The organism is Aminobacter sp. J44, assembly GCF_007829415.1.
In the GTDB taxonomy this organism is placed as follows: Bacteria; Pseudomonadota; Alphaproteobacteria; order Rhizobiales; family Rhizobiaceae; genus Aerobium.
In genome coordinates, this window is the sequence record NZ_VLJG01000072.1 from 1 (window position 1) to 7431 (window position 7431).

At 58.2% G+C, this 7431-nt stretch carries 7 protein-coding genes; 5 read left to right on the plus strand and 2 right to left on the minus strand.

Annotated elements, in window-relative coordinates; all coding sequences use genetic code 11:
* The first annotated feature begins 143 nt into the window (after positions 1–143).
* From L610_RS18585 to L610_RS18600, 4 genes are all read left to right on the plus strand, one after another.
* Positions 144–470 carry a conjugal transfer protein TraD gene (locus L610_RS18585; RefSeq protein ID WP_024850035.1) on the plus strand — a complete coding sequence of 109 codons (327 nt, stop codon included), beginning with the start codon at positions 144–146 and terminating at the stop codon, positions 468–470.
* 1 nt (position 471) lies between these two features.
* Entirely contained in the window at positions 472–732 is a 261-nt protein-coding gene (locus L610_RS18590; RefSeq protein WP_034331208.1) for a conjugal transfer protein TraD, read from the plus strand.
* A 131-nt stretch (positions 733–863) separates the two neighbouring features.
* Positions 864–1928, plus strand: a complete 1065-nt coding sequence (locus tag L610_RS18595; RefSeq protein ID WP_144706897.1) for a helix-turn-helix domain-containing protein — start codon at positions 864–866, stop codon at positions 1926–1928.
* 290 nt (positions 1929–2218) lie between these two features.
* A complete protein-coding gene (locus tag L610_RS18600; RefSeq protein WP_024850033.1) occupies positions 2219–2530 on the plus strand; it encodes a hypothetical protein in 312 nt (103 codons plus the stop codon).
* 616 nt (positions 2531–3146) lie between these two features.
* On the opposite strand, the gene L610_RS18605 is transcribed toward L610_RS18600, so the two are convergent.
* A complete protein-coding gene (locus L610_RS18605) occupies positions 3147–3734 on the minus strand; it encodes a hypothetical protein (RefSeq protein WP_024849961.1) in 588 nt (195 codons plus the stop codon).
* A 658-nt stretch (positions 3735–4392) separates the two neighbouring features.
* Here L610_RS18605 and L610_RS18610 point away from each other — a divergent pair.
* A complete protein-coding gene (locus L610_RS18610; protein ID WP_246659060.1) occupies positions 4393–7233 on the plus strand; it encodes an autotransporter domain-containing protein in 2841 nt (946 codons plus the stop codon).
* Here L610_RS18610 and L610_RS20375 read toward each other — a convergent pair.
* A partial coding sequence (locus L610_RS20375) for a hypothetical protein (protein ID WP_210246027.1) occupies positions 7211–7431 on the minus strand: 221 nt, incomplete at its 5' end. The genes L610_RS18610 and L610_RS20375 overlap by 23 nt on opposite strands.

A 7431-nucleotide genomic window follows, 5' to 3' on the forward strand; every position in this document is an offset into this window, starting at 1 on the left:
CGACGTATAGGCGCGCCCTCCCTCGAAAAAATCTGGGGATGGACCGGGCCGTGCCACACCGTCCCGGCAACAATACTGCGTTCGGTCGCCTGCGCAACTATCCTTACCGCATCAACCACTTGCGACCGGGAAAGGACACCATCATGCGGAAACCGAGAGACTATGATGCGGAGCTGAAGGCGCTGGAAGACAAGGCCAAGGAACTTAAAACCCGGAAGGTGCAGCAACTCGGCGAACTGGTGATCGCCACCGGGGCCGATGCGCTCACCGCCGATGAACTGGCCGGTGCACTGGTCGCGCTGGCGGAAGCCAAGGATACCGGAAAGAGGGAGGCATGGGCGAAACGCGGTGCCGCGTTCTTTCAAGGCAGGTCGCGGCAATCTGCGCCAGCGGCTGACCGCGACAACGGCGGCGCTCAAACGCAACTGGGCGGCGCGCAACCGGCATCAGGCGCAACGGGCGCGGCATGACATGCGGCACTGGCAGGTCGAGCGCCGCAGGCGCACGCGCCATCTGATCGAACTCGGTGGCCTCGTCGTCAAGGCGGGCATCGTGGACCTGACCAATGACGACCGCGCCACGATCTACGGCGCGATGATCTGGATTGCCGAAAAGCTCAGCAGCGAGGGTGGCGAACGCGCGCGCGGCGTCTGGAAGAAACTCGGAAAGATGGCGTTCGAGATGGAGCGTTCGTCAGGCTCGAACCACAAAACTCAACCGCAGCAGAATTGAGCGTGACCGATGGCGGGCCCGACATGCTGACTTCAGGGGATGGGACCCGCCACACCTGCACCTTGCCGGGTTTGTCCATTGCCAGTTTGATGGTAAAGTGGTCGAGTTAAATATGATCGGGGGCAAGTTCTTTGCGGGAGGAGAGGCAAAGCAAAGTAATTTGGGACTGGACGCTGGATATCTGGGGTTGGATGCCGGATAGGGGGCGCTGGTCTCCAGCATATGGCCAGCCGCGCGAACCGGCCTATCTGGAAATTTCTACCGATGCGGAACCTCCACACGAAGCATATGACTTCTGGCGTGAAATGGTTTGGTATGGTTTTGATGCCAACAGGCCCAAAAAGCAAACTGGATTTCAGGCGAGAGCGAGCGTCACATTTAACGACGACGCGTATTTCGCCCATTACGTTTCCGATGAGGTTTCGGGTGGCCGCTCGCTGAAACAAAGTCGTGCCGATGGGCACGACGGCATCGAGATCGGCATGGTTCTGTTCGGTCAGCGTCGCCATCGACTTGAAGATGATGAGAGCTACCTCGCACAGCCAGGTCAGTTCTTTGTTTATGACTCAGCCAGGCCCTCACAAGTGGAGTGGGACGAGCACGAGGGAGTACATCTGTCGTTACGGCGCGAGAATGTCGAAGCCGCGCTCGGCCGAGCAATGCCGTCTGCAAGTACCCTGGCACAGGCGCTTTGCAAGTCTCGTCTTGCACCTGTATTGCGAGATCAGATGAAGCTTTTCGCCGCCCATATGAACGGCCTTGCGCGGTTTGAGCGTGGTTTCCTGTTCGATCAAACCCTGCGGTTGGCGCTGTTTGCTCTGGAAGGGCTGGCGTTCGTTCACAAGTCCCAAGCATCGGAACCTTCTCGGGCTGCGCTGTTTGTTGCTGCTCAGCGATACATCGAGCGGCATTTTACCCATTTCGATCTGGACGCGAACCGCATCGCTCTTGCGCTTGGAACCTCCCGCGCCACGCTCTACCGTGCCTTTGCCGATCATCGCCTGACAATTGCCGACACAATCCGTGAGATGCGGTTGGCCCGCGCCCGACGCATGCTGGGAAGCGCACCGCTACATGTTCCCATCAGCGAGATCGCCGCGAAAAGCGGCTTTACTGACATGCGGACGTTCCATCGCGCCTTTCGTACTCGTTTTAACATGAGTCCTGGCGAAGCGCGCACCATCAAAACATTTTGACGGTCTCTTTGCAGCGCTGCCTCTGGCTTCTCAGGTTTGCTATTCGTTGAGGCGGACAGGAGCATAGATTGCGAGGCGGTTGTCTGGGTCCTTTCCCCAATACTCAACCGCTGCTGGGTCCAATTGCGGGCTCCACTGCCGTAGTGCGCTGGCAGGACTGCCTTCACCCCTTCGTACAAGATGACATTCCGATCGAGAACTTGCCCCGGAGCCTCCATCGCATCGAACGATCACGCCGCCGCGACGAGAAACGATATTTTCGGGTTGTAGCGGCATGCCGGCAGCGGGATATGAAGATCGACGCCAGCGCCGTTCTCGTATTGAGAACAATAACGGGTACGAAGGATACCAAAATCGGGGTGCTCACCACGTTGTGGCTGGAGAGAGCGGTGATCCAGGCAAACTTCAATTCCGCACGAGAGCTGCCGGCCATGACTATCGATAACGCTAAAGAAAGGGCTCTGGGTGTCGTCAAGGATGCGTCTGCTGTGATCGTCCCAGCGGTCCCAGACCTCTGGACCTCGGCGAAGGCCATCGATATCGGAGAGGCGCTCCTTCTGCCAACTGCACAGGAGCCTTCCATTGTGAAACACAAGCGCTGAATTATGTACAATAGCGTGGTCTCTCGGCTCCTGTGGACCTTCTTTTTGAGGAATGTAAGGCTCTTTCCACCAGACTGTGCCAGGGGCCCATAGGACAGTCGGGAAAGCACTGCTCAGTGAGGCAAGATATTCCAGGCTGTTTAAAAAGGCGGGGCGCTCATACGGCTCTCCACTATGCCACTTGAAGAAGAATTCGGGGGCCAGAAATACGGGGAGAACCTCGGCCCGACTTTCTATTATCGGAAGAGCATATCTTTGGATAAGTCGGACCTGAAGGTTTGCCTGAAGGTGAATATATTGCTCTTGGGACATCTCGTTTGGGTCCGCACCCTGTCGCCCCATGATCTCGTTCATCTTATCCGAATTATGCGTATCGACCTCATACGCAAACAATTGCACACAAACCATGGTTATCCACCGAATGTTAGCTCTAAGTGCTTCAGGCAGATGTTAAATCGCGCTCCTGTAGGGAACACCAGCGTCCGTCTCCGTCGGGGGAGATACCCCCGACACCGAAGCCATGCCGGATTTTAGATAGCTGGTGGCGTATGCATCCCGGCATGATTTGGAACCAGAGTTCTGCCGACCTGAGAAACAGTTCTGCTGTCTTGTCTTGCTATGTAGAGAACCGGAATAGATTGACCTGTCCGAACAATTCCTTCAGCAAGGGTTTGCCGATAAGATCGGCCAGTCCTTTAAATTGGTCAGGCACGACCTTGTCGAGAATGTCGAATGGCGCCCCGAGATCTTCCTCCGGCGACGCGCCCTCAATTTTGAGCACTTGACCGGACGGCAAGGTGATCCTGGCAGAATCTCCGGCTTCGATCTGTGGAGCGCCAATCCACCAGTTGTTACGTGGTCCATTGCTGCCTTGACCGAGATAGAGAACCGTTTCGCCTCCAGACTTCCATTTGACGCGGATGCCGAAGAAAAAATTCAGTTCGCGCGGTGTGCCGCCCGATCCGCCTTGCGGAGCGTACTCATGGCCTTTACCGCCGGTGACGTCGTTGAATTTCTCGGCGACTTCCCTAGTTTTGTGGCGACCCGCTTTAAAAAGGACCGAAATAACGTCCATATGATGGTTTATTCGGGGAGCCCCGTCGGATGGCTGCCCCACCGAAACAACGGCTGAGTCAGGAATGACCGTCACCGATTCGATCTCGGCCGCTTTCAGAATTACAACATTTTCTCGAATTGTTGGCATAGTAACCTCCGGTTGAATTTGGGAGACCGGCTTCCAAAGCAACGTGACTTCGGGCGCGGTGCAGGATCCACCTGGACCGAGATTACATACAGAATGCCAATGCTCTTGAGTGAGGCGCGGAATCGCAAGATAAATGTTAAAATGTCTCAATGCATTTTCGTGATTAAAGGATTATTTATGATCAGAATATAATAACTGTAAATATATACATGGATTTTAATAGACCATTTGATACAAATTCTCCGCTTTCGTAATGCAATGTCTCGCGTGATACGAATTGCCACGTCATTTGAGACGTTTAGACAGTTGCGCCCACAGCCGATATCGCAGTATCTCGATGGGCGTGATGTGGAAGGGAGGCGTCTATACGACTTGTTGGCTCGCAATGCCGGCGCGGGCACAGTTTGCTGCGATCAGGGCTTGGGCGCTTATTGGGGTTTTCGGCCTGTTTGCCTGTCTCGGCTTATCCATGCCGGCAAAGGCTCAGGTCCCTGCCTGTGAGTGGCACCTTCTTCAAGAGCATGGTGGCCCGACGCTTCCGGGAGGAAGTGTTGAGTGGCCAGTAGGCGCGACCATCTATGTGCGGCTTTTTCCCTTTAAGGTCACAAGCATTTCCAGTAGCAATCCCGACGTCGTGGAGATATTCTCCTTGAGCACCGTGGGCGGCGATGCGACAACCCATCGTTCGGGGATCGCGACCATAACGGCCGAGACAAGCGATCCCGCCTGCGCAACCGCGACGCTGAACATCACGGTCAAGGTAACCGAGCCGCCGACGGTCGGCGACACGACCACGACCGTTGATGCCAACAGCTCGAACAATCTCGTCAACCTCGACATTGACGGTTACGAGGTCCAGTTTGTGGAGGTTGTCTCTGGCCCGTCCAACGGCAGTGCCACTATCTCGGCTTCAGGCACAGGAATCATTTACACACCAGATGCCGGATTTTCAGGCCTGGACAAGATCACCTACACTGCGACCAACGCCGCCGGCACCAGTGCCCCGGCAACGGCGACAATCAATGTCCAAGCCGCAACCTACACGGTGTCCTGGTCATCCAGCGGTCGGGGCGAGGTTGGATCGGTCACCTTCAATGACGATCCGGAAACAGCGATCAGCAGCCCCGTGGAAGTTTCCGAGGGTCGAATAATATCCTTCTGGGACCCCATTCCCGATGCCGGCGCGACGTATCGCCAACCCAGTGGATGCGGCATCCATCCCGTGGGCAGTGCCTGGTACACCGATCCCGTCACGGCAGACTGCGCGGTGTCCTTCATCTTTGAGGAAATCACTTTATCCCCTGACGCCTTGCCCAATGCGAGCGAGGACACATCCTACGACGAAACAATCACCGCGATAGGCGGGCTTTGGGATTTCGCGTTTGCCATAGTGAGCGGTGCGCTGCCGAGTGGTCTCGAACTGCACGAAAACGGTACTCTCGCAGGCGCCCCGACCGAGACGGGCGATTTCAGCTTCACCTTGGAAGCCAGAAACGAACGCGGTCACTCTCGGACCAAATCCTATACTCTGACGGTCGAGGCTGCGCCCGAGATTGCCGTGGGACCTGCGAGCCTGCCAGGCGGCACGGCTGGTACCCCCTATGAGGAAGTGACCTTCACCGCCGAGGGCGGGAAAGCGCCCTATAGTTTCGCGATGACAGCCGGTGCGCTGCCCGAAGGGTTGTCGCTCGACGCGAGCGGCGAACTGTACGGCACACCGACGGAGGCCGGAAGCTTCACCTTCACGGTGACGGCAATTGACGCCAACGACTTCACTGGCGAACGGGAATACACGCTCACCGTCGATGCCCCCGAAATCGTCGTCACCGTGCCGAGCCTGCCCGACGGCAGGGTGAACATGGAATATGAACCTGTGCGGCTGTCCGCCTCGGGCGGCAGCGAGCCCTATGCCTTCAATCTGGCCTCGGGTGACCTGCCGGACGGCATGACGCTCGCCGCCGATGGAACCCTGTCGGGCACGCCCGCGGAAGGCGGCGAGTTCGCTTTCGCCGTCAGGGCGACGGATGCTTACGGATTCGAAGGTAGCGCCAGGGCCACGCTCAAAGTCGAAGCGGAGAACCTGCCCGTCGCCCAAAACCACACGCTTGAGGTTATGGCCGGAACCAGCGGTACGCTCGATCTGACGCGAGGCGCGGCAGGAGGTCCATTTACCAGCGCTGCCATCGCCACCCATCCTGCCAGCGAGGCCGGCGACGCCTGGGTCGAACGCGAGAACGGAGCCTATATCCTGCATTTTGCCGCTGCGGGCACTTTTGCCGGAACTGCCAGCCTTACCTACACCCTGTCTAATGCAGATGGCGCGTCTGAACCGGCGACTGTCACCATCACCGTGATTGCCCGCCCCGACCCTTCTCTTGATCCGGAAGTCATCGGCCTGATGCGGGCGCAGACGCAGACGGCAAAACGCTTCGCCAATACCCAGATCACCAATTTCAACCGGAGGCTCGAACAGCTTCACAATGAGGGTGAACGGCGAAACAACTCCATCGGCGTCAATCTCTCCCTCCAGCAGCCAACCGACAACGCCAACGCCTACGCGCCGAATGAGGACACGCCGCATGATCCAGCCGTTGACGCCATCGGACAGGTCGTATCCTCTGCAGCCGATAGCGGTAGCGCTTCCCAAGCCACCCCGGTCGAGAATCTGTTCGGCGATCCGGCCTTCTGGAGCGGCGGCTTTGTTAGTTTCGGCACCAATGACGATGGCGCGATCAATCTCGACCATACGCTGGTCGGCGTGAGCGCCGGTGTCGATTATCGCTTCACACCACAGCTCACCGCCGGCTTCGGCGTCGGCTATGGGCGCGATGTCACGGAGGCTGGTAGCAACGACACGGAAAGCCGCGCCGAAGCCTTCTCGCTGGCAGCCTATGGCAGCTACCGTCCTGTTCCCGGCTTCTTCCTCGACGGCCTGGCCGGCTACAGCACCATGACCTTTGACAGCGTGCGCTATGTGACGACGACCGGCGAATTCGCCACCGGCTCCCGCGGCGGCGATCAACTGTTCGCCTCGCTCTCGGCCGGCTACGAGTTCCGCAATGAGGGCCTGCTGATCTCGCCCTATGGTCGGCTTTCCGGCTCGCACTCCACGCTCGACGCCTTCACCGAGACGGGCGCGGGCATGTGGAACCTCATCTATGGCCAACAGACCATCGACACACTCTCTGGCACGCTTGGTTTGCGTTTCCAATACGCGATCCCCATGGAATGGGGTGTGCTCACACCGCGTGGGCGGCTCGAATACACCCATGATTTCGAGGGGGCGAGCCGCGCCAGCCTCGGCTACGCCGATCTCGGTACGCTGCCCTATACGCTCAATGTGGACGGCTTCTCGCGCGACCACCTGACAATCGGCCTCGGTCTCGATGCCCAGTTGGGCGAAAGCTGGAACCTCGGCTTCGACTACCGCACCGCCTTCGGCACCGATGGCGACAGCCAGGATCACACGTTCGGGGTCAAGCTCGGGGTGCAGTTTTGAAGTGACGACCTAACGGCGGGTCGAAGGGGAAATGGAAATCGGTTTCGTCACTTCGCTGGTTAGACGGGCACGGTGATCGATTTATGCTGGAAGTGCCATCTGGCAGGAACATGACGCGATCCCCGGCGGCGAAGTTTCTTTCGCCGCGCTCGACGGTCACGCGCACGTCCTCGCCAAGATCGCCTGCCTCGCGCATCC

Bases quoted from the DNA above. Each gene is read 5' to 3' on its own strand.
- L610_RS18590 (WP_034331208.1), top strand. From the start codon at position 472: ATGCGGCACTGGCAGGTCGAGCGCCGCAGGCGCACGCGCCATCTGATC.
- L610_RS18600 (WP_024850033.1), top strand. From the start codon at position 2,219: ATGAAGATCGACGCCAGCGCCGTTCTCGTATTGAGAACAATAACGGGT.
- L610_RS18605 (WP_024849961.1), bottom strand. From the start codon at position 3,734: ATGCCAACAATTCGAGAAAATGTTGTAATTCTGAAAGCGGCCGAGATC.
- L610_RS18585 (WP_024850035.1), top strand. From the start codon at position 144: ATGCGGAAACCGAGAGACTATGATGCGGAGCTGAAGGCGCTGGAAGAC.